Raw genomic sequence first — 19,787 nt, 5'->3', positions numbered from 1 at the left:
CGCTCGTTTTTTCTGCTTCCGATAATTTCAACAAGCGAGGAGGATCGCCATGGGCGTGACCAATCGGTTGGCCTGTTACTCCGACCCCGCCGACCACTATTCCCACCGGGTGCGCATTGTGCTCGCAGAGAAGGGTGTCAGCGCCGAGATCATCAGTGTGGAGGCGGGGCGTCAGCCGCCGAAGCTGATCGAAGTGAACCCTTATGGGAGCTTGCCAACGCTGGTCGACCGCGACCTGGCGTTGTGGGAGTCGACAGTGGTGATGGAGTACCTGGATGAGCGTTATCCGCATCCGCCACTGCTGCCGGTTTATCCTGTGGCGCGAGCCAACAGCCGTCTGCTGATACACCGGATCCAGCGTGACTGGTGCGGGCAAGTGGATCTGATTCTTGATCCGCGGACCAAGGAGGCTGCTCGAGTGCAGGCGCGCAAGGAATTGCGTGAAAGCCTGACGGGTGTTTCTCCTTTGTTTGCCGACAAGCCATTTTTCCTCAGTGAGGAACAAAGTCTGGTGGACTGCTGCCTACTGCCCATACTCTGGAGATTGCCGGTCCTGGGTATCGAACTGCCGCGGCAGGCCAAGCCGTTGCTTGATTATATGGAACGCCAATTTGCGCGTGAGGCTTTCCAGGCGAGTCTGTCTGGTGTCGAACGCGATATGCGCTGAGGCTTAAGGAGCCGCTATGAACTCCAGTCGACCTTATCTGGTCCGCGCGCTCTATGAGTGGATTGTGGACAACGATTGCACCCCGCACATGCTGGTCAATTCCGACTATCCGGCAGTGCAGGTGCCCCAGGGCTTTGCCAGTGATGGGCAGATCGTCCTGAACATTTCTCCCAGTGCCGTGCGTCATCTGCATATGGATAACGACGTAGTGACCTTCGAAGGGCGCTTCGGTGGTGTGCCGCACAGCCTGCATGTGCCGGTTGCGGCGATCCTGGGGATCTATGCCCGTGAGAATGGCCAGGGCATGGTCTTCGATCTGGAGTCGCCTCTGGATGAAGAGGATGATCTCGAGCCGGATGACGACCTGCCGCCACCGGACAGTGAGCCGCCGCGCCCCAGTGGCCGGCCCAGCTTGAAAGTGGTCAAGTAATAAAAAAGGCGATCCATCCGGATCGCCTTTTTTGTATCTCGCGGTTGTGTATCAGTCGATGTATTCGAACAGTTTGACGATCTTCTGCACACCGGACACGCCTTGAACCAGGTTGGTGGCCTGGGTGGCCTCCTGTTGGGTCAGCAAGCCCAGCAGGTAGACGATGCCGTTCTCGGTCACCACCTTGATTCGCGAGGCGGGCACGCTGGCGTCGGTGAGCATCTGGGTCTTGATCTTGGTGGTCAGCCAGCCATCGTTCTGGCGGGCCAGGAAGCCGGAAGGTGGCAGTACCTGCAGTTCGTTGTGCACCTTCTTGACGCGCTGCACTTCACTGGCGGCCTGTTCGGCCATGGCCTTGAGGTCCGGGCGGGGTGTTTGTCCGGCCAGCAGGACGATGCCGTTGAAGCTGGTGACAACGATGTGCGAGTTGTTTTCCAGGTCTGGGCTGGCTTTGGCGACGTTGACGGCGACTTTGGTCTCGATCAGCGAGTCGTCGATCTTGCTGCCAAAGGTACGGGTGCCGCGGTCATCATCGATGGGTTTGTCGCGGGTGGCGGTAATCACCGAGCTGCAACCAGTGATGCTCAGGCACAAGGTCAAGGCCAGGAGGCCAAGGCGATTAGGGGTCATTCTTCACTCCCGAACAATTGGCTGTCGATCAGATCGCAGAGGCAATGGATCGCCAGCAGGTGGACTTCTTGAATGCGTGCAGTGACGGTGGCCGGTACGCGGATCTCGACATCTTCAGGCAGCAGCAGGGAAGCCATGCCGCCGCCGTCACGACCGGTCAATGCTACGACAATCATTTCGCGATCATGTGCGGCCTGGATCGCCTGAATAATGTTTGCGGAGTTGCCGCTGGTGGAAATCGCCAGCAATACGTCGCCGGGCTGGCCCAGGGCGCGGATCTGCTTGGAGAAGACTTCGTTGTAGCTGTAGTCGTTGGCGATCGAGGTAATGGTAGAGCTGTCGGTAGTCAGGGCAATGGCCGGCAGGCTCGGGCGTTCGCGCTCGAAGCGGTTGAGCAGTTCGGAGGAGAAATGCTGGGCATCGCCGGCGGAGCCACCGTTGCCGCAAGAGAGCATCTTGCCCTCGTTCAGCAGGGCGTTGACCATGACCTGGCTGGCTTGCTCGATGTGCGGTGCAAGTACGTCCATCGCCTGTTGCTTGGTGTCGATACTGGCCTGAAAAAGCTGGCGAATTCGGGATTGCATGTCCATCTGTGTGACCTTAAGTGGCGCGGCTTGGTGGCACGTAAATGTGCAGCCCGCAAAGCAAAGAGCAAAAAAGTTGAGTGAAAATGGGTGCGGCCTGAGGGCTTCTTTCAGCTGTCGAAGGCATTGCGTAGCCAGTTCAAGCGGGCTTCTGCACCCGAGGCGCCGTCAATGGCGACCACGTCGAAACGGCAAGGATGGCTGGACCAGCGTGATTCGCTTTGCAGGAAAAGCTGCGCGGCAAGGATCAGTTTTTGACGCTTGCGCCCATCGATACTGCCCAGTGCGCCACCCCATTGCGTGTGTTTTCTGTAGCGGACTTCGACGAATACTACTGTATCGCCGTCAAGCATGACCAGATCAAGCTCGCCGCGTTTACACAACCAGTTCTGCGCCAGCAGGCGCAGTCCTTGCTGTTGGAGATGCCGAAGCGCTTGGCTTTCGGCATCTCGTCCGCTGTGCTGGCTTGATCCTTGGAGCATTAGCGCGGCGTGTCGGGCAGGCGGGTCACCTGGCCCCCGACGAACTTGGCCCATGGCAACTGACGCTCGATGCGTTGCCCGGCAGCCATGCCCAGGCTGCCGGATTCACCTTCTATCCGGCTGTCTGGCAGGGCCTTGAGTTGGCCCAGGCGTGGCGCCAATCGGTAGGCGTCGACGCCCATGGCATACAGGCGCCCTAGGCTGCCGCCGGCTTGCGGCCATTGTGCGGTGACCTGGCGGCGCAGCGGGCCGTTGGCATCCAGCAGCCATGGCGTTTCGCAGAACATCACGCCGTTCATGTCGTTGTACTGGTTCTGGTCGCCGCTGGCGCTGAACACATTGGAGGTGGCGTAGACCGGTACATCACCAGCGTATTGGAAGTTCAAGGTCGGCTTGATCTGCTGAGCCTGTTGCGGAGTGGCGGCGAGGAAAATGAACTCGATATCCTGGCGACGTGATGGCTGTGCGGCTACCTGGGTGCCTACGGTGCTCTGCAGGCTCTTGGCGCGGCCTTCACTCTGGCGCAGCTGGAACAGGTCGGCAATCTGCTGTGCCAGGGCGACGGGCTGATCGACGCGTTCGATACCGATTACGCTACCACCGTTGGCTTCCCAATCCTGACGGAATGCCTTGAGCACGCGATCGCCCCATTCGCCTTTCGGAACCAGAGCGGCGGCGCGGTGCAGGCCATCGGCGCGGGCGCGACGGGAAACCTCGCGGGCTTCGTCTTCGGCTGCCAGGCCGAACTGGAACAACTGCGCCGGGCCTTGTTCACCTTCGCTGTAATTCAGGGCCAGGGTGGTGATCGGCAGTTGCGGGCGAGCGGCAAGTTGTTTGACCAGGGGCTTTTCCAGTGGGCCGACGACCAGTTGCACGCCAGCGGCCTGAGCCTTGCGGTAGAAGTCATCCAGCGAGCTTAGGCGCGAGCTGTCATAGAACTCGATGCTGGGTGGATTCTGTCCGGCTTGCTGAGCCTGGTAGTGAGCAGCCATGAAACCTTCGCGCAGTGCTTTGGAAACCGATGCGAGGGGGCCGTCCTGTGGCAGCAGCAAGGCAATTTTCGATACCGGCTGACTGGCCAGTTCCTTGAGCTTGATCAGGGGTTGAGGCAGTTGAATGGCAGCCGGGTGCTTTGGATTCTGGGCGCGCCAGGTATCGATGGCTGCCTGCTGCTGTTCCAGGGTGCCGGCGCTCTTGACTGCCAGGGCCAGGCTCATCCAGCCGGCCAGGTCGTCATTGCCGGCAGGCTGCAACTGATCGGTCGGCAGGGCGGCAATCAGTGCCCAGATGGCTTCGTGGTTTTTGGCTGCTGCATCATCCTTGAGCAAGGGCGCGATAACGATGCGCTCTTTGGCGGCGGCCAATGTCTGGCCGTCGGCTTCCAGTGCGCGAGCATGAACGCTGCCGGTGCGAATCTGTTGAGCTGCCGGCAGTTCGCTCAGGTGTTGCAGGCTTGGATGGCTCAGTGCGGTGAGGGCAGCCTTTGGCTGGTTGCGCACCAGGGCCAGCTCTGCGGACAGGGTGCTGGCGAAGATTTGCTGGGCAGGCTTGAGTTGATCCAGCGGCACTTGCTGCAGGATTTGTCCGGCGCGTCCGGCATTGCCTTGACGATACGCCAGGTCGGCGGCGCTCAGGCGCAGCAGGGCTGCTTTTTCCGGAGTTTTGCTGGTGGCGGCCTGTTCGAGCAGTTGCTCGATACTGGCATCCGGTGTCCGTGGAAGTTCGCCAAGGCTGGAAGAGGGCGAGCTGGCGCAAGCCACCAGAAGGGTAGCCAGGCAGAGGGCAAGAAACAGCCGCAGGCAAGCGATCATGTAAGTGTTCCTGATACTCGATCAAATGAGCGTGGAATTGTACCCAAGCGCTGGCTGGGGTGCGATGTTACTGGCGATAAACCGTCGATTTAGCTCAAGCAAATGTTGCGTGGCTGCCTGAAAGGTCGCAGCGCAGCGCCATACCGGCTGATCGCAAGGCGTATTGAGAATGCTTCAACGCGCTACAATGGCGCTTTTGCCGATCAAGAGGTGTGCGCTTTGACTGCTCCAGGTCCTTTGAATTCCGCTGCTGGCTCGCTTTATGTGGTGGCGACGCCCATCGGCAACCTGGACGATATCAGCGCCCGGGCCTTGAAGCTGTTGCGCGAGGTGTCGCTGATCGCTGCCGAAGATACCCGGCATTCCCAGCGCCTGATGCAGCATTTTGGTATTTCCACGCCCCTGGCTGCCTGCCATGAGCACAACGAGCGTGATGAGGGCAGTCGCTTCATTACTCGTCTGCTGGCTGGGGATAATGTCGCCTTGATCTCCGATGCGGGCACACCGCTGATTTCCGATCCCGGCTACCACCTGGTGCGCCAGGCGCGGGCGGCGGGTATCAACGTGGTTCCAGTACCGGGGGCCTGTGCTCTGATCGCGGCGTTGTCGGCGGCGGGCTTGCCTTCAGACCGGTTCATCTTCGAAGGCTTTCTGCCGGCCAAGGCGGTCGGGCGCAGGGCGCGCCTGGAAGCGGTCAAGGAAGAGCCACGTACGCTGATTTTCTATGAGGCGCCGCATCGCATACTTGAATGCCTGCAGGATATGGAGTCGGTATTGGGTGGTGAGCGGCCGGCATTGCTGGCGCGTGAATTGACCAAGACCTTCGAGACCCTGAAGGGGCTGCCACTTTCCGAGCTGCGCCAATTCGTCGAGTCCGACAGCAATCAGCAGCGTGGGGAGTGCGTGGTGCTGGTCGCGGGATGGACAGCACCGGAAAGTGATGAGGTGATCAGTAGTGAGTCGATGCGTATCCTCGACCTGTTGCTCAAGGAAATGCCGCTGAAGCGGGCTGCTGCTTTGGCTGCGGAAATCACTGGCGAGCGCAAGAATGTGTTGTATCAGGTGGCCCTGGATAAACAGAAAGAACAATAAATTGCGTAGCAGGGTGGCCAAAGGCTTTTAGCGCTTGTTCTTCGTTCGCTCTGCCGTTAACCTGCGCGGCGGAGAGTCGATTGGACAGTCGCTGCCCTCTATGAAAATTAGAGGGGGGAGGAAAGTCCGGGCTCCATAGGGCGGAGTGCCAGGTAATGCCTGGGGGGCGTGAGCCTACGGAAAGTGCCACAGAAAATAACCGCCTAAGCACTTCGGTGCCGGTAAGGGTGAAAAGGTGCGGTAAGAGCGCACCGCACGTCTGGTAACAGTTCGTGGCTAGGTAAACCCCACTCGGAGCAAGACCAAATAGGGTTCCAAGGCGTGGCCCGCGCTGGAACCGGGTAGGTTGCTAAAGATGTCCAGTGATGGCCATCGTAGAGGAATGACTGTCCTCGACAGAACCCGGCTTACAGATCGACTCTCCACCTTTTCCCTCCCTGCTTGAATCAATAGCAGAAGCGTTTTTGTAATACCGAAAAAATCTTACTCTTAATAAATTACTTTAACTTCGCGCTGCAGCTTATTGAGCTGTCGGAAGTTGATGCTCTGAAACACCCTTCGAATTCTCGTTACCTCTCCTTTAAGTCTCCTAAATCTCCGTTCTATAAGGCTTTTCCGTCGCCGCGCGCCTTGACGGTGGTGTGGGCGCATTCCTATAGTGTGCGCAAGTGGCGGAAAGTGGCATGAAGTGGGTTTTTTGAGCGCAAAACGCTAAAATTTGGAGAAACGCTGACGTGTTTCGCGGAGCTAACGCTATCAGTCTCGATGCAAAAGGCCGTCTCGCCATGCCGAGCCGGTATCGTGACGAGCTCGTTTCGCGAAGTTCCGGGCAGTTAATCGTCACCATCGATGCCGTTGATCCCTGTTTGTGTGTTTACCCCCTCGATGAGTGGGAACTGATTGAAACCAAGCTGCGCGCACTGCCTTCTCTTCGCGAAGAGAACCGTCGTTTGCAGCGTTTGCTGATTGGTAACGCCGTCGATCTTGAACTCGATGGCAGTGGTCGTTTTCTGGTGCCGCCGCGCCTGCGTGAATATGCCAAGTTGGATAAGCGCGCAATGCTGGTGGGCCAACTGAACAAGTTCCAATTGTGGGACGAGGATGCTTGGAATGCTGTTTCCGCAGCGGACCTGGCAGCTATTCAACAACCGGGCGCCATGCCTGATGAACTGCGTGATTTGATCCTGTGACTATTGATAGCGGCTTTAACCACATCACCGTACTGCTTGACGAAGCCGTCGAGGCTCTCGCCGTACGTCCTGATGGCTGCTATCTGGATGGCACCTTCGGGCGTGGCGGGCATAGTCGGCTGATTCTCAGCAAGCTCGGGCCCCAGGGGCGCCTCCTCGGATTCGACAAGGATCCCCAGGCGATTGCCACCGGGCAAGCGCTAGCGGCCGAAGACGGCCGCTTTGTCGTTGTACAGCGCAGTTTCGCCGAGCTCGGTTCGGAAGTTGCCGAACGCGGCCTGGCGGGCAAGGTCAGCGGTGTCCTGCTGGATCTGGGGGTGTCTTCGCCGCAGCTGGACGACCCTGAGCGCGGCTTCAGTTTTCTCAATGACGGCCCGCTGGATATGCGCATGGACCCGACTCGCGGCATCAGTGCTGCGCAGTTCATCGCCACCGCTCCGGTAGAGGAAATTGCCCGGGTATTCAAGGAGTACGGCGAAGAGCGTTTCTCCGGTCGCATGGCGCGAGCCGTGGTCGAGCGCCGCGAGATCCAGCCGTTCGAGCGTACCGCCGATCTGGCTGAAGTGTTGAAAGTCGCCAACCCGGCTTGGGAGAAGGGCAAGAACCCGGCTACCCGTGCTTTCCAGGGGCTGCGCATTCACGTCAACAATGAACTGGGTGATCTCGAGGCTGGCCTTGAAGCTGCACTGGAGTCCCTGGAAGTGGGTGGTCGCCTGGTGGTGATCAGCTTCCACTCCCTGGAAGACCGCATCGTCAAATTGTTCATGCGTCGTCTGGTCAAGGGCGAATCGGACAACCTGCCGCGCAATCTGCCGGTACGTTTCGAAGCCTTTGTGCCGAAAATCAAGATCCATGGCAAAGCGCAGTTCGCCTCCGAGGCAGAGCTCAAGGCCAACCCGCGTGCCCGCAGTGCCGTCATGCGCGTCGCGGAGAAGCTTCGGTGAGCAAGCTTTTCGCCAAGCCACTTCCGGGCGGAAGCTTTTTCATGTTCCTGCTATTCGTCGGCGTTCTGGTTTCCGCGATTGCGGTGTCCTACAGCGCCCACTGGAACCGTCAGTTGCTCAATACGCTGTACGGCGAGTTGAGCGTGCGTGACAAAGCCCAGGCCGAATGGGGCCGTCTTATTCTTGAGCAAAGCACCTGGACTGCTCACAGCCGCATTGAAGTGCTGGCCACCGAACAATTGAAAATGCACATTCCCGGCGCGGCCGAAGTTCGCATGGTGGCGCCATGAAGCTCGAAGGCGCGCTCTATCCATGGCGTTTCCGTGTAGTGCTGGGTTTGCTGGCGGTCATGGTGTCGGCGATTGCCTGGCGCATCATCGACCTGCAAGTGGTCGACCGTGACTTCCTCAAGGGGCAGGGCGATGCACGCAGTGTCCGGCACATTCCGATTCCCGCGCACCGCGGTCTGATTACCGATCGCAATGGCGAGCCTCTGGCCGTCAGTACGCCCGTGACCACCCTGTGGGCCAATGCCAAGGAAATGCAGCTGGCCAAGGACCGCTGGCCGGCGCTGGCCATGGCACTTGGCCAAGACCCGAAAGCCCTGGCCGAGCGGCTTGAAGCCCAGGCCAGTAAAGAATTCATCTATCTGGTCCGAGGCCTGACGCCTGAACAGGGCCAGTCCGTATTGGATCTTAAGGTCCCCGGTGTCTATGGCATCGAGGAGTTCCGACGCTTCTATCCAGCCGGCGAAGTAACCGCGCACATGGTGGGTTTCACCGATATCGACGACCGCGGTCGCGAAGGGGTGGAACTGGCCTACGACGAATGGCTCGCAGGGGTTCCGGGCAAGCGCCAGGTGATCAAGGACCGGCGCGGCAGGCTGATCAAGGACGTCCAGGTCACCAAGAACGCCAAGGCCGGCAAGCCCTTGGCGTTGTCGATTGACCTGCGCCTGCAATACCTGGCCAATCGCGAGCTGCGCAACGCCATCGTCGAGAACGGTGCCAAGGCTGGCAGCCTGGTGATCATGGATGTGAAGACCGGCGAGATCCTGGCCATGGTCAACCAGCCGACCTACAACCCTAACAACCGGCGCAACCTGCAGCCGGCGATGATGCGCAACCGGGCGATGATCGACGTATTCGAGCCTGGCTCGACCATGAAAGCGATCTCCATGAGCGCCGCGCTGGAAACCGGACGCTGGAAGCCCAGCGATACCGTCGAGGTCTACCCGGGCACCCTGCAGTTGGGCAAATACACCATCCGTGACGTTTCCAAGACCGAAGGTCCGGTACTCGACCTGACCGGCATCCTGATCAACTCCAGTAACGTCGGCATGAGTAAGGTGGCCTTCGATATCGGCGGCGAAACCATTTTCCGCCTGGCACAGAAAATCGGTCTTGGCCAGGACACGGGGCTCGGCTTCCCAGGTGAACGGGTCGGCAACCTGCCGAATTACCGTGAATGGCGCAAGGCGGAAACCGCGACCCTGTCCTATGGCTACGGCCTGTCGGTGACCGCGATCCAGCTGGTGCACGCCTTTTCCGCATTGGCCAACAACGGCCGTATTGCGCCGCTGACACTGATCAAGTCCGACAAGACTCCGCAGACCACCCAGGTGATTCCGGAAAATGTCGCCAAGACCATGCAGGGCATGCTGCAGCAAGTGATCGAGGCCCCGCGCGGAGTATTCCGTGCACAGGTTCCGGCCTATCACGTGGCTGGCAAGAGTGGTACTGCGCGCAAGACTTCGGTGGGTACCAAGGGCTACGCCGAGAACTCCTACCGCTCGCTGTTCGCCGGCTTCGGTCCGATGAGTGATCCACGCTACGCCATCGTGGTGGTGATCGACGAACCGAGCAAAGCCGGTTACTTCGGTGGCCTGGTATCGGCGCCGGTGTTCAGCAAAGTGATGTCCGGCACCCTGCGCTTGATGAACATCACCCCGGACAACCTGCCGACCACGCAGCAGGCCAACGCCGCATCCGGCACCCCTGTACGAGCCAATGGAGGGCGCGGCTGATGTCTCTTAGCCTGAACAAGATTTTCGCCCACGCCGGTCGCGACCTGCTGATTCGTGAGTTGACCCTGGACAGCCGTAACGTGCGGGCCGGGGACCTGTTTCTTGCGGTGCCCGGCGCCAAGTTCGATGGGCGTGCGCACATTGCCGATGCCCTGCAGCGCGGCGCTGCAGCGGTGGCTTATGAAGTGGAAGGGGCAACTGTGTTGCCGCTGACCGATGTACCGCTGATTCCGGTCAAGGGCCTGGCGGCGCAGCTGTCGGACATAGCCGGGCGCTTCTATGGTGACCCGAGCCGCCAGTTGAACCTGGTGGGCGTGACCGGCACCAACGGCAAGACCAGCGTTACCCAACTGGTGGCTCAGGCCCTGGACCTGCTGGGCCAGCGTTGTGGCCTGGTAGGTACCCTGGGGACCGGGTTTCATGGCGCGCTGCAAAGCGGCATGCACACCACGCCGAACCCGATTGCCGTGCAGGCCACCCTGGCGGACCTGAAGAACGCAGGAGCCAAGGCGGTGGCCATGGAGGTCTCGTCCCATGGCCTGGATCAGGGGCGCGTGGCGGCACTGGCTTTCGATGTGGCGGTGCTGACCAACCTGTCCCGTGACCATCTGGATTACCACGGGACCATGGAAGCCTATGGCGCAGCCAAGGCCAAGCTCTTTGCCTGGAACGACCTGCGTTGCCGGGTGATCAACCTCGACGACGATTTTGGCCGGCAACTGGCGGCGGACAAACACGAGTCGCGACTGATCACTTACAGCCTGGAAGACGCCGCTGCCTATCTGTACTGCCGCGAAGCGCGTTTTGACGATGATGGCGTGCGCGCGACCCTGGTGACCCCGCAGGGTGAGCACCACCTGCGCAGTTGCCTGCTCGGGCGTTTCAACCTGAGCAACGTGCTGGCTGCGGTAGGTGCGTTGCTGGGTCTTGAGTACGCGCTGGACGAAATTCTTGCGGTCCTGCCCAAGCTTGAAGGCCCCGCCGGACGAATGCAGCGCCTGGGTGGCGGTACTCAGCCGCTGGTGGTGGTGGATTACGCCCACACCCCGGATGCCCTGGAAAAAGTCTTGCTGGCCCTGCGTCCGCACGCCAAGGGCCGCCTGCTGTGCCTGTTCGGTTGTGGCGGTGACCGGGACCGCGGCAAGCGTCCGTTGATGGCTGAGGTGGTCGAGCGTCTGGCCGACGGTGTGCTGGTGACTGATGACAACCCACGCAGCGAAGACCCGGCCCAAATCTTCGACGATATTCGTGCCGGCTTCAGCGCGGCAGAAAAGGTGGAATTCGTAGCCGGTCGCGGGTTGGCCATTGCTCGCCTGATCGCTTCCGCGTCGGCGGATGACGTGGTGGTGCTAGCCGGTAAAGGCCATGAGGATTACCAGGAAATAAACGGCCAGCGACATGATTTTTCTGATCTCGCCGAGGCGGACAAAGCCTTGACCGCGTGGGAGGTGGGCCATGCTTAAAGCCCTGCAACTCAGTGAAGTCTCGGCTCCATTGGACGCCCGCCTGATCGCGGGCGATGCTCGTTTTAGCGGCGTCAGTATCGATAGCCGGGCGATTCAGGCCGGCCAACTGTTTATTGCTCTTACCGGCCCACGCTTTGACGGCCACGATTACTTGAATGAAGTGGCGGCCAAGGGCGCCGTGGCGGCGTTGGTTGAACGTGAGGTTCCCGACAGCACGCTGCCGCAACTGCTGGTCAAGGACACTCGCCTGGCGCTGGGGCAGTTGGGTGCGCTCAATCGCGCCGCGTTCAGCCGCCCGGTCGCTGCGGTAACCGGCTCCAGCGGCAAGACCACGGTCAAGGAAATGCTTGCCAGCATCCTGCGCACCCGTGGTCCGGTACACGCTACTCGGGGCAACCTGAACAATGACCTGGGTGCGCCCCTGACCCTGCTGGAACTGGCCCCGGAACACACAGCCGCAGTGATAGAGCTGGGCGCTTCGCGCGTCGGCGAGATTGCCTACACCGTGGCCATGACTCGCCCCCACGTAGCGATCATCAACAACGCCGGCACCGCTCATGTCGGTGAGTTTGGCGGGCCGGAGAAGATTGTCGAGGCCAAGGGGGAAATCCTGGAAGGCCTCGATAGCGCCGGGATCGCCGTGCTCAACCTGGACGACAAGGCTTTCCCTATCTGGAAGGCCCGTGCTGCCGGCCGTCAGGTACTGAGCTTCGCCCTGACTGACAGCTCTGCCGATTTCTTTGCCTCCGATATCGGTCGCGATGCCCGTGGCTGCCCATCCTTCAAGTTGCACAGCCCCAAGGGTGTGGAGGCGGTGCAATTGAACCTGCTGGGCACCCATAACGTTGCCAATGCCCTGGCTGCGGCAGCCGCGGCCCACGCCATGGGCATCTCGCTGTTCGGCATCGTCACCGGCCTGAATGCGGTGCAGCCGGTCAAGGGGCGTACCGTCGCCCAACTGGCCAAGAACGGCATGCGGGTCATTGATGACACTTACAACGCAAACCCCACCTCAATGTGCGCCGCCGTTGATATACTCGCCGGCTTTTCCGGCCGCACCGTCCTGGTGCTCGGAGACATCGGCGAGTTGGGCGAGTGGGCGGAGCAGGGGCACCGCGAAGTAGGTGCATATGCCGCTGGCAAGGTTTCGGCCCTCTACGCCGTAGGCCCGATGATGGCTCATGCCGTTGCCGCCTTCGGCGAGCACGCGCGCCACTTCGCCAGCCAGGCTGACCTGATTGCCGCCCTGGGCGTCGAGCAAGACCCAAATACCACCATTTTGATCAAAGGATCGCGCAGCGCGGTGATGGAAAACATCGTCGCGGCTTTGTGCGGCTCCAGTACGGAGAAACATTGATGCTGCTGCTGCTAGCGGAGTACCTGCAACAGTTCTACAAAGGCTTCGCGGTCTTTCAGTACCTGACCCTGCGCGGGATCCTCGGGGTACTGACCGCGCTGTCTTTGGCGCTGTGCCTGGGTCCGTGGATGATCCGTACTCTGCAGAACCGCCAGATCGGCCAGTCCGTGCGTAACGATGGTCCGCAATCTCACCTGTCCAAATCGGGCACACCGACCATGGGCGGCGCGCTGATTCTCTCGGCCATCGGTATCAGCACCCTGTTGTGGGCCGACCTGCGCAACCACTATGTGTGGGTCGTGCTGCTGGTGACCCTGGCCTTTGGCGCCATCGGCTGGGTCGACGACTATCGCAAGGTGATCGAGAAGAATTCCCGTGGCCTGCCCAGCCGCTGGAAGTATTTCTGGCAATCGGTGTTCGGCCTGGGCGCGGCGATCTTCCTTTATATGACTGCCCAGAGTCCGGTGGAAACCACTCTGCTGATCCCGATGCTCAAGGACGTGAGCATTCCCCTTGGCATCGGCTTCGTGGTCCTGACCTATTTCGTCATCGTCGGTTCGAGCAACGCGGTCAACCTGACCGATGGCCTCGATGGCCTGGCGATCATGCCTACGGTGATGGTGGGCGGTGCGCTGGGGATCTTCTGCTACCTGTCGGGTAACGTGAAGTTCGCCGAATACCTGCTGATTCCCTATGTCCCCGGGGCGGGAGAGCTGATTGTCTTCTGTGGTGCGCTGATTGGCGCGGGCCTGGGCTTCTTGTGGTTCAACACTTACCCGGCGCAGGTGTTCATGGGTGATGTTGGCGCCCTGGCGCTGGGCGCGGCCCTGGGCACTATCGCGGTCATCGTCCGTCAGGAAATCGTTCTGTTCATCATGGGCGGCGTGTTCGTGATGGAAACCCTGTCCGTGGTGATCCAGGTTGCCTCCTTCAAGTTGACCGGCCGCCGTGTGTTTCGCATGGCGCCGATTCACCACCATTTTGAACTCAAGGGCTGGCCCGAGCCGCGCGTGATCGTCCGTTTCTGGATCATCACCGTGATTCTGGTGCTGATCGGCCTTGCCACCCTGAAGCTGAGGTAGAACGAGTGTCTCTGATCGCTTCTGACCACTTCCGCATCGTTGTCGGCCTCGGCAAGAGCGGCATGTCCCTGGTTCGCTTCCTGGCGAGCCGGGGCGTTGCCTTTGCGGTGGCCGATACGCGGGAAAATCCACCTGAGCTGGCCACGCTGCGGCGTGACTACCCGCAGGTGGAGGTGCGTTGTGGCGAGCTGGACGTGGACTTCCTGTGCCGTGCCGACGAACTCTACGTGAGCCCCGGCCTGGCCCTGGCGACCCCGGCCCTGCAGGCTGCTGCTGCCCGTGGGGTGAAATTGTCCGGTGATATCGAGCTGTTCGCGCGTAACGCAAAGGCACCGATCGTGGCAATCAGTGGTTCCAACGCCAAGAGCACCGTGACCACCCTGGTGGGCGAGATGGCAGCGGCGGCGGGCAAGCGCGTGGCGGTCGGCGGCAACCTCGGGACCCCGGCCCTGGACCTGCTCAGCGATGACGTCGAGCTGTACGTGATGGAGCTGTCCAGCTTCCAGCTGGAGACCACCGACCAGTTGGGCGCCGAAGTGGCCACCGTGCTCAACATCAGCGAAGACCACATGGACCGTTACAGCGGCCTGCCGGCCTACCACCTGGCCAAGCACCGGATCTTCCGTGGCGCCCGGCAGGTGGTGTTCAACCGCCAGGACGCTCTGACCCGGCCATTGATCGGTGAAGGCCTGCCATGCTGGACCTTCGGCCTGAGCAAGCCTGATTTCAAGGCCTTCGGCCTGCGCGAAGAGGATGGCGAGAAGTACCTGGCCTTCGAGTTCCAGAACCTGATGCCCGTGCGCGAGCTGAAGATCCGCGGCGCCCATAACCAGTCCAACGCCCTGGCAGCCTTGGCCCTGGGTCATGCAGTGGGCTTGCCGTTCGACGCCATGCTCGCGGCGCTGCGCACTTTCGCCGGCCTCGAGCATCGCTGCCAATGGGTCCGCGATCTGGATGGCGTGGCGTACTACAACGACTCCAAGGCCACCAACGTGGGCGCCGCCCTGGCGGCCATCGAAGGCCTTGGCGCCGACATCGAAGGCAAGATCGTGCTGATCGCCGGTGGTGACGGCAAGGGCGCCGACTTCAAGGATCTGCGCGGCCCGGTGGCGGCCAACTGCCGCGCGGTGATCCTGATGGGGCGCGACTCCGATCAGATCGGCGAAGCCATCGGTGACGCCGTGCCGCTGATTCGTGTCGGCTCGCTGCAGGAAGCCGTGGAGCAATGCCGCGCCACTGCCCAGCCCGGTGATGTGGTGCTGCTGTCGCCGGCCTGCGCCAGTTTCGACATGTTCAAGAACTACGAAGACCGTGGCCACCAGTTCGTCCGCGTTGTGGAGGAGCTGGCATGAACCTGAGAAACATCATCAAGCCCTATCCATCGCCGATCATCACCGGTCGGGGCATCGACCTCGATTTCCCGATGCTCGCCGGTTGCCTGACCCTGCTCGGCCTGGGCCTGGTCATGATTGCCTCGGCCTCCACTGAAGTGGCGGCGGCGCAGTCGGGCAGCGCCCTGTACTACATGATTCGCCACCTGATCTACATCCTGCTGGGCCTGGGGGCCTGCATCGTCACCATGATGATCCCGATCGCCACCTGGCAGCGCCTGGGCTGGTTGATGCTGATCGGTGCCTTCGGCCTGCTGGTGATGGTGATCATTCCGGGGATCGGCCGGGAAGTGAACGGTTCGATGCGCTGGATCGGCTTCAGCTTTTTCAACGTCCAGCCTTCCGAGATCGCCAAGGTGTTCGTGGTGATCTACCTCGCCGGTTACCTGGTGCGGCGCCAGAAAGAAGTGCGCGAGAGCTGGATGGGCTTCTTCAAGCCGTTCATCGTGCTGCTGCCCATGGCTGGCCTGCTGCTGATGGAGCCGGACTTCGGCGCCACTGTCGTAATGATGGGCGCCGCTGCGGCCATGCTGTTCCTGGGAGGGGTCGGGCTGTTCCGGTTTTCCCTGATGGTGGTGCTGGCGGTTGCAGCGGTGGTGCTGCTGATCCAGATGCAACCCTATCGTATGGCACGTCTGACCAACTTCGCCGACCCCTGGGCCGACCAGTTCGGTGCCGGCTACCAGCTGTCCCAGGCGTTGATCGCCTTTGGTCGCGGCGAGTGGCTGGGCGTCGGCCTGGGCAACAGCGTGCAGAAACAGTTCTACCTGCCGGAGGCTCATACAGACTTCGTGTTCTCGGTACTGGCTGAAGAGCTGGGCGCCGTCGGTTCGCTGTGCACGGTAGCGCTGTTCGTCTTTGTCTGTATCCGCGGCATGTACATCGGCCTGTGGGCGGAAAAGGCCAAGCAGTTCTTTGCCGCCTATGTCGCCTACGGCCTGTCGTTTCTGTGGATTGGTCAATTCCTGATCAACATCGGGGTGAATGTCGGCCTGTTGCCGACCAAGGGCCTGACCTTGCCTTTTCTCAGTTATGGCGGCAGCTCGCTGGTGATCTGCTGCGCCTGTCTGGGGTTGTTGCTGCGTATCGAATGGGAGAGCAGGACCCACCTGGGCAGTGAAGAGATGGAGTTCAGTGAAAGTGACTTTGCCGAGGAGCCGAGCCATGGGCGCTAATGTCCTGATCATGGCCGGCGGCACCGGAGGCCACGTGTTCCCGGCACTGGCCTGCGCCCGCGAGTTCCAGGCCCGTGGCTACACCGTGCATTGGCTGGGCACCCCGCGTGGCATCGAAAACGATCTGGTGCCTGCGGCCGGGCTGCCGTTGCACCTGATCAACGTCAGCGGTTTGCGGGGCAAGGGCAAGCTGTCCCTGCTCAAGGCGCCGTTCGTGTTGATCAAGGCCGTGCTCCAGGCGCGGCGGGTCATTCGCCAGTTGAAGCCGGTCTGTGTCCTGGGTTTTGGCGGTTATGTGACCGGCCCTGGTGGAGTTGCCGCGAAGTTGTCCGGGGTGCCGGTCATCGTTCACGAACAGAACGCCGTGGCCGGTACCGCCAATCGGCTGCTGGTGCCGTTGGCTGCCCGAGTCTGCGAAGCTTTCCCGGACACCTTCGGTGCCTCGCAAAGCCGGCGCACCACGGGCAACCCGGTACGCACCGAACTGTTCCTCGAAACACCGCGCGAGGCTCTGGCCGGACGCAAGGCGCGTTTGCTGATCCTGGGCGGAAGCCTGGGCGCAGAGCCGTTGAACAAGCTGTTGCCGGAAGCCTTGGCACAGGTCGCCCCCGAGCTGCGCCCGGAGGTGTTCCACCAGGCCGGCAAAAACCACGATGAAGTCACTGCAGAGCGCTATCGCGCCGCCGGCGTCGAGGCGCAGGTGCAGCCCTTTATCAAAGACATGGCCCAAGCCTATGGCTGGGCCGACCTGGTGGTCTGTCGCGCAGGCGCGTTGACCGTCAGCGAACTGGCTGCCGCCGGTCTGCCCTCGATGCTGGTGCCTTTGCCCCACGCGATCGACGACCACCAGACCCGCAATGCCGAATATTTGGCTCGTGAAGGTGCTGCCTTCCTGATGCCGCAAAGAACGACTGGTGCTGCGGACCTTGCCGCTCGCCTGACAGAGGTTTTGATGCAACCAGAACGACTCGACAACATGGCCCAGGCCGCCCGCCGCCTGGCCAAGCCCGGCGCCACCCACGACGTAGTGAATATCTGCCTGGAGGTGGCCCATGGTTGAGAATCAGAAAGCCATGCCGCAGCCGGAAATGCGCCGCATCCGCCGCATCCACTTCGTCGGTATCGGCGGCGTGGGCATGTGCGGGATTGCTGAAGTGCTGCTGAACCTGGGCTACCAGGTATCCGGTTCCGACCTCAAGGCATCGCCGGTTACCGAGCGCCTGGAGTCCTTTGGCGCACAGATTTTCATCGGCCACCGCGCCGAGAACGCTGCCAATGCCGATGTGCTGGTGGTTTCCAGCGCCGTGAACACCTCCAACCCGGAAGTCGCCACCGCTCTGGAACGGCGTATTCCAGTGGTGCCACGGGCGGAAATGCTCGCCGAACTGATGCGCTACCGTCACGGCGTGGCCGTGGCCGGCACCCACGGCAAGACCACCACCACCAGCCTGCTGGCCTCGGTATTCGCCGCTGGCGGCCTGGACCCGACGTTCGTCATCGGCGGGCGGCTGAATGCAGCGGGCACCAATGCACAACTGGGCACCAGCCGTTACCTGATTGCCGAAGCCGACGAAAGCGATGCCAGCTTCCTGCACCTGCAACCGCTGGTGGCTGTGGTCACCAACATCGACGCCGACCATATGGCGACCTACGACGGTGACTTCAACAAACTGAAGAAAACCTTTGTCGACTTCCTGCACAACCTGCCGTTCTACGGGCTGGCAGTGATGTGCCTGGACGATCCGGTAGTGCGCGAGATCCTGCCGCAGGTCAAGCGTCCGACCGTGACCTACGGCTTCAGCGAAGAAGCCGACGTGCGCGCCATCAATGTACGCCAGCAAGGCATGCAGACCTTCTTCACCGTACTGCGTCGCGACCGCGAGCCGCTGGACGTGTCGGTGAACATGCCGGGCAACCACAACGTGCTGAACTCCCTGGCGACCATCTGTATCGCCACCGACGAAGGCATCAGCGATGAAGCCATTGTCCAGGGCCTGTCGGGCTTCCAGGGTGTGGGCCGACGCTTCCAGGTCTACGGCGAACTGCCGGTGGAAGGGGGCAACGTGATGCTGGTGGACGACTACGGTCACCACCCGACCGAAGTCGCTGCGGTGATCAAGGCCGTGCGCGGTGGCTGGCCGGAACGCCGCCTGGTGATGGTCTACCAGCCGCACCGTTTCAGCCGTACCCGCGACCTGTACGACGACTTCGTGCAGGTACTGGCCGATGCCAACGTATTGCTGCTGATGGAGGTCTACCCGGCCGGCGAAGAGCCGATCCCGGGCGCCGACAGCCGTCAGTTGTGCCACAGCATCCGTCAGCGTGGCCAACTGGACCCGATCTACATCGAGCGTGGGGTCGACCTGGCACCGCTGGTCAAGCCGTTGCTGCGCGCCGGTGACATCCTGCTGTGTCAGGGTGCCGGTGACATTGGTGGCCTGGCGCCAAAACTGCTCGGCAGCCCGCTGTTCGCCGGTGCTGTAGCCGCTGGCAAGGGGGCGAAATGACCGCTGCCTACGCCAACCTGTTCTCTACCGTGAAACCGAGCGATTTCGGTCGCGTCGCCGTTCTTTACGGTGGCAAGAGCGCCGAACGCGAAGTGTCGCTCAAGTCCGGCAAGGCCGTGCTTGAAGCGCTGCAGAGCGGCGGTGTGAACGCCTTCGGCATCGACGTCGGCGATGATCTGCTGCAACGTCTCTTGAGCGAGAAGATCGACCGTGCCTTCATCATTCTCCACGGTCGTGGCGGTGAAGACGGCAGTATGCAAGGGCTGCTGGAGTGCCTGGGGATTCCTTACACTGGCAGCGGCATCCTCGCTTCGGCCCTGGCCATGGACAAACTGCGTACCAAGCAGGTCTGGCACAGCCTGGGCATTCCGACGCCGCGCCACGCCGTATTGAGCTCCGAGGCCGATTGTATTTCCGCGGTGGCGGAACTGGGCCTGCCTTTGATCGTCAAACCGGCTCATGAAGGCTCCAGTATCGGTATGGCCAAGGTGACTTCCGCGTCCGAATTGATCGACGCATGGAAGGCGGCCAGTACCTACGATTCGCAAGTGTTGGTCGAGCAATGGATCCAGGGTCCGGAGTTCACCATCGCGACCCTGCGTGACCAGGTGCTACCACCCATCGCCCTGGGCACTCCCCACACATTTTACGACTACGACGCCAAGTACCTGGCTTCCGATACCCAGTACCGGATCCCGTGCGGGCTCGACAGCTCCAAGGAACAGGAACTCATGGAACTCACGGCGAAAGCCTGTGAGGCGCTCGGTATCGCCGGTTGGGCACGTGCCGACGTGATGCAGGACGCCCAGGGGCAGTTCTGGTTCCTGGAAGTGAATACCGCTCCGGGCATGACCGATCACAGTCTGGTTCCGATGGCGGCCCGCGCGGCCGGCCTGGATTTCCAGCAACTGGTATTGGCCATCCTGGCAGCCAGTCTTGAGGCGAGAGGTTAA

General features: G+C 61.4%; 19 protein-coding genes and 1 other RNA gene. 16 read left to right on the top strand and 4 right to left on the bottom strand.

Annotation, left to right across the window (positions count from 1 at the left end; all coding sequences use genetic code 11):
- The first annotated feature begins 49 nt into the window (after positions 1 to 49).
- Both BLS75_RS12035 and BLS75_RS12030 read left to right on the top strand, forming a co-directional pair.
- Positions 50 to 667: a glutathione S-transferase N-terminal domain-containing protein gene (locus BLS75_RS12035; RefSeq protein ID WP_011063326.1), complete on the top strand. Its 618-nt coding sequence runs from the start codon at positions 50 to 52 to the stop codon at positions 665 to 667.
- Between the two features lie 16 nt (positions 668 to 683).
- On the top strand, positions 684 to 1,097 hold the full coding sequence (locus BLS75_RS12030) for a ClpXP protease specificity-enhancing factor (RefSeq protein ID WP_011063325.1): 414 nt from the start codon (positions 684 to 686) through the stop codon (positions 1,095 to 1,097).
- A 51-nt stretch (positions 1,098 to 1,148) separates the two neighbouring features.
- On the opposite strand, the gene BLS75_RS12025 is transcribed toward BLS75_RS12030, so the two are convergent.
- The 4 genes from BLS75_RS12025 to BLS75_RS12010 form a co-directional block, all read right to left on the bottom strand.
- Positions 1,149 to 1,727: a BON domain-containing protein gene (locus BLS75_RS12025; RefSeq protein ID WP_011063324.1), complete on the bottom strand. Its 579-nt coding sequence runs from the start codon at positions 1,725 to 1,727 to the stop codon at positions 1,149 to 1,151.
- Positions 1,724 to 2,317, bottom strand: a complete 594-nt coding sequence (locus BLS75_RS12020; RefSeq protein ID WP_015636934.1) for a phosphoheptose isomerase — start codon at positions 2,315 to 2,317, stop codon at positions 1,724 to 1,726. Before BLS75_RS12020 ends, BLS75_RS12025 begins: the two co-directional genes overlap by 4 nt.
- Positions 2,318 to 2,421: 104 nt before the next feature.
- Positions 2,422 to 2,793 (bottom strand): YraN family protein, encoded by a 372-nt coding sequence (locus BLS75_RS12015; RefSeq protein WP_072450926.1) that lies wholly within the window; start codon positions 2,791 to 2,793, stop codon positions 2,422 to 2,424.
- A complete protein-coding gene (locus BLS75_RS12010; RefSeq protein WP_072450925.1) occupies positions 2,793 to 4,604 on the bottom strand; it encodes a penicillin-binding protein activator in 1,812 nt (603 codons plus the stop codon). The genes BLS75_RS12015 and BLS75_RS12010 overlap by 1 nt, the downstream gene beginning before the upstream one ends.
- A gap of 219 nt (positions 4,605 to 4,823) precedes the next feature.
- Between BLS75_RS12010 and rsmI the strand changes: the two genes are divergently transcribed.
- The 14 genes from rsmI to BLS75_RS11940 all read left to right on the top strand — a co-directional run bounded on the left by rsmI (position 4,824) and on the right by BLS75_RS11940 (position 19,787).
- Positions 4,824 to 5,696 (top strand): 16S rRNA (cytidine(1402)-2'-O)-methyltransferase, encoded by an 873-nt coding sequence (gene rsmI / locus BLS75_RS12005; RefSeq protein ID WP_072450924.1) that lies wholly within the window; start codon positions 4,824 to 4,826, stop codon positions 5,694 to 5,696.
- Positions 5,697 to 5,768: 72 nt separating this feature from the next.
- Positions 5,769 to 6,122, top strand: an RNA gene (rnpB, locus tag BLS75_RS12000) — RNase P RNA component class A.
- A gap of 308 nt (positions 6,123 to 6,430) precedes the next feature.
- On the top strand, positions 6,431 to 6,886 hold the full coding sequence (gene mraZ, locus BLS75_RS11995; RefSeq protein WP_011063319.1) for a division/cell wall cluster transcriptional repressor MraZ: 456 nt from the start codon (positions 6,431 to 6,433) through the stop codon (positions 6,884 to 6,886).
- A gap of 2 nt (positions 6,887 to 6,888) precedes the next feature.
- Positions 6,889 to 7,830, top strand: coding sequence for a 16S rRNA (cytosine(1402)-N(4))-methyltransferase RsmH (rsmH, locus tag BLS75_RS11990; protein WP_085983368.1), 942 nt, complete (start codon positions 6,889 to 6,891; stop codon positions 7,828 to 7,830).
- The gene (gene ftsL, locus BLS75_RS11985; protein ID WP_011063317.1) at positions 7,827 to 8,120 is read left to right on the top strand and encodes a cell division protein FtsL; all 294 of its coding nucleotides are present in this window, start codon (positions 7,827 to 7,829) and stop codon (positions 8,118 to 8,120) included. The genes rsmH and ftsL overlap by 4 nt, the downstream gene beginning before the upstream one ends.
- Complete coding sequence (locus BLS75_RS11980; RefSeq protein WP_072450923.1) at positions 8,117 to 9,856, top strand: peptidoglycan D,D-transpeptidase FtsI family protein; 1,740 nt, start codon at positions 8,117 to 8,119, stop codon at positions 9,854 to 9,856. Before ftsL ends, BLS75_RS11980 begins: the two co-directional genes overlap by 4 nt.
- Positions 9,856 to 11,319: a UDP-N-acetylmuramoyl-L-alanyl-D-glutamate--2,6-diaminopimelate ligase gene (locus BLS75_RS11975; RefSeq protein WP_011063315.1), complete on the top strand. Its 1,464-nt coding sequence runs from the start codon at positions 9,856 to 9,858 to the stop codon at positions 11,317 to 11,319. Before BLS75_RS11980 ends, BLS75_RS11975 begins: the two co-directional genes overlap by 1 nt.
- Positions 11,312 to 12,679 (top strand): UDP-N-acetylmuramoyl-tripeptide--D-alanyl-D-alanine ligase, encoded by a 1,368-nt coding sequence (murF, locus tag BLS75_RS11970; protein WP_072450922.1) that lies wholly within the window; start codon positions 11,312 to 11,314, stop codon positions 12,677 to 12,679. The genes BLS75_RS11975 and murF overlap by 8 nt, the downstream gene beginning before the upstream one ends.
- Complete coding sequence (mraY, locus tag BLS75_RS11965) at positions 12,679 to 13,761, top strand: phospho-N-acetylmuramoyl-pentapeptide-transferase (protein ID WP_011063313.1); 1,083 nt, start codon at positions 12,679 to 12,681, stop codon at positions 13,759 to 13,761. The genes murF and mraY overlap by 1 nt, the downstream gene beginning before the upstream one ends.
- A 5-nt stretch (positions 13,762 to 13,766) precedes the next feature.
- Positions 13,767 to 15,113, top strand: a complete 1,347-nt coding sequence (murD, locus tag BLS75_RS11960) for a UDP-N-acetylmuramoyl-L-alanine--D-glutamate ligase (RefSeq protein WP_019093698.1) — start codon at positions 13,767 to 13,769, stop codon at positions 15,111 to 15,113.
- A 2-nt stretch (positions 15,114 to 15,115) separates the two neighbouring features.
- A complete protein-coding gene (ftsW, locus tag BLS75_RS11955) occupies positions 15,116 to 16,327 on the top strand; it encodes a putative lipid II flippase FtsW (protein ID WP_169892250.1) in 1,212 nt (403 codons plus the stop codon).
- Positions 16,317 to 17,387, top strand: coding sequence for an undecaprenyldiphospho-muramoylpentapeptide beta-N-acetylglucosaminyltransferase (murG, locus tag BLS75_RS11950; protein ID WP_011063310.1), 1,071 nt, complete (start codon positions 16,317 to 16,319; stop codon positions 17,385 to 17,387). The genes ftsW and murG overlap by 11 nt, the downstream gene beginning before the upstream one ends.
- Positions 17,380 to 18,834, top strand: a complete 1,455-nt coding sequence (gene murC / locus BLS75_RS11945) for a UDP-N-acetylmuramate--L-alanine ligase (protein ID WP_011063309.1) — start codon at positions 17,380 to 17,382, stop codon at positions 18,832 to 18,834. Before murG ends, murC begins: the two co-directional genes overlap by 8 nt.
- The gene (locus tag BLS75_RS11940; RefSeq protein ID WP_011063308.1) at positions 18,831 to 19,787 is read left to right on the top strand and encodes a D-alanine--D-alanine ligase; all 957 of its coding nucleotides are present in this window, start codon (positions 18,831 to 18,833) and stop codon (positions 19,785 to 19,787) included. Before murC ends, BLS75_RS11940 begins: the two co-directional genes overlap by 4 nt.

The organism is Pseudomonas sp. NFPP12, from assembly GCF_900103205.1.
GTDB classification, from domain to species: domain Bacteria; phylum Pseudomonadota; class Gammaproteobacteria; order Pseudomonadales; family Pseudomonadaceae; genus Aquipseudomonas; species Aquipseudomonas protegens.
This window is presented reverse-complemented; position numbering and strand designations above follow the sequence as displayed.